Genomic DNA, 1,560 nt, shown 5'->3' with positions numbered 1-1,560 from the left:
CTCCCTGCCGGGCCGCCGCTCGCCCGCCGCGGCCCCGGCCACCCCCGCCCTGGGGCGTTCCAGCCAGCAGGAGGTGGCCCCACCTCTGGCGGTGCAGCAACTGCAGGAGGCCCTGGAGGGACGGCGCCCCCGGCTGGAGATCCTCACCCCCGCCGACGGCGCCCTGCTGCCGGCGGGTCCCTGGACCCTGCGGCTGCGGGTGGAGGACTGGCCCCTGGTGGATGCCGGCCCCCTCGGCCTCGGCCCGCACCTGGTGGTGCAGCTGGATGGGGATGACCCCCTGCCGCTGACCGCCACCTCCACCACGATGCGGCCGCTGGAACCCGGCAGCCATCGCGTCACGGTCTATGCCGCCAGGCCCTGGGGTGAAGCGGTGAAGGACCCCGGTGCCCAGCGCCAGATCCGGCTGCACAGGGTCGCGGCCAATCCCCTCGGCCAGCCCGCCCCGGGCAGCCCCCAGCTGATCGCCGTCAGCCCCCGCGGCACGGCGGACGGCACACCGCTGCTGCTCGACTGGCTGCTGCTGGAGGCTCCGCTCCAGAACCTGCGCAGCGGCGATGCCAGCTGGCGGCTGCGCGTCAGCATCAACGGCGACAGCTTCCTGGTGGATCGCCAGACGCCCCTGTGGCTGGAGGGCTGGCGCACCGGCAGCAATGCGGTCCAGCTCGAGCTGCTCGACAGCCTCGGCGAGCCCCTCAACCCTCCCTTCAACAGCCTGGTGGGTGAGGTGATCCTGGAGCCCGGCGGCGAACCGCCCCGCTGGCAGCAGGGCCGGCTGACCGCCTCCGAGCTGGCCATCCTGCTGGGTGAGGCCCCGCCCCCGGCCGCTACGGAGCCCGAGGCGGAGCCAGAGCAGGAGCTGGCGGCGGAATCCGACATGACCCTGGAGCCGGAGGCCACGGCGATGTCGGAGCAGGGGCCGCCGCAGGACCCCCAGCCGCAGCCCGAGCCGCAGTCACTGTCTGCCGTGGCCGATGGGGCTGGGGGCCTGGACAGCGACCGGGGACTCCCGGGCCAGGCGGAGATGCCGGACGCCCAGGGAACCCCGATGGCGGACGGTGTCGCAGCAGCTGACAGGACAGCGGATGGCAGCGCGGACACCGGCCCGGAGGAATCCCCGGACGGCCAGGACCTGGCCCCCCTTGACGGCGGGGTGACCCCTTGAGCGACACGACGCGACGACACATCGGACTCGGCTTCGGGCCGACGGCGGCGGTGATGCTGCAGCGGCTGCACCAGGCCGGCCTGCTCCACGTGGTGCGGGAGCCGGAGGAGGAGGCCTCCGCCCCATGGCTGGCACGGCACTGGGGGACGGCCGACGCGGTGGTGGCCGTCGGGGCCTGCGGGCTGGTGACCCGGCTGATCGCCCCCCTGATCGGTGACAAGCAGAGCGATCCGGCCGTGCTGGTGGTGGACCCCCGCGGCCGCTTCGTGGTGCCCCTGCTGGGGGGCCATGGGGCCGGCGGCGACCGCCTCGCCGAGGAGATCGCCGCCCTGGTCGGTGGCCAGGCCGTGCTCACCGGTGCCGGCGCCGCCCTGGGCCGGCTGCCCCTGGATGCC

General features: G+C 75.3%; 1 protein-coding gene and 1 pseudogene. Both read left to right on the top strand.

Features of this window, described 5'->3' with window-relative positions:
• Window positions 1–1,165 (top strand): hypothetical protein (locus VB737_RS06930; RefSeq protein ID WP_500312193.1); only part of this gene is annotated, 1,165 nt, incomplete at its 5' end.
• Window positions 1,162–1,560: pseudogene (locus VB737_RS06925) on the top strand (precorrin-3B C(17)-methyltransferase); the annotation flags it as partial. The gene VB737_RS06930 and the pseudogene VB737_RS06925, both read left to right, overlap by 4 nt.

The sequence above is a fragment of the Synechococcus sp. BA-120 BA3 genome (assembly GCF_034931285.1).
Taxonomy (GTDB): domain Bacteria; phylum Cyanobacteriota; class Cyanobacteriia; order PCC-6307; family Cyanobiaceae; genus Cyanobium.
The sequence above is the reverse complement of the archived record's forward strand: the minus strand, read 5'-3'. Positions and strand labels throughout refer to the sequence as shown.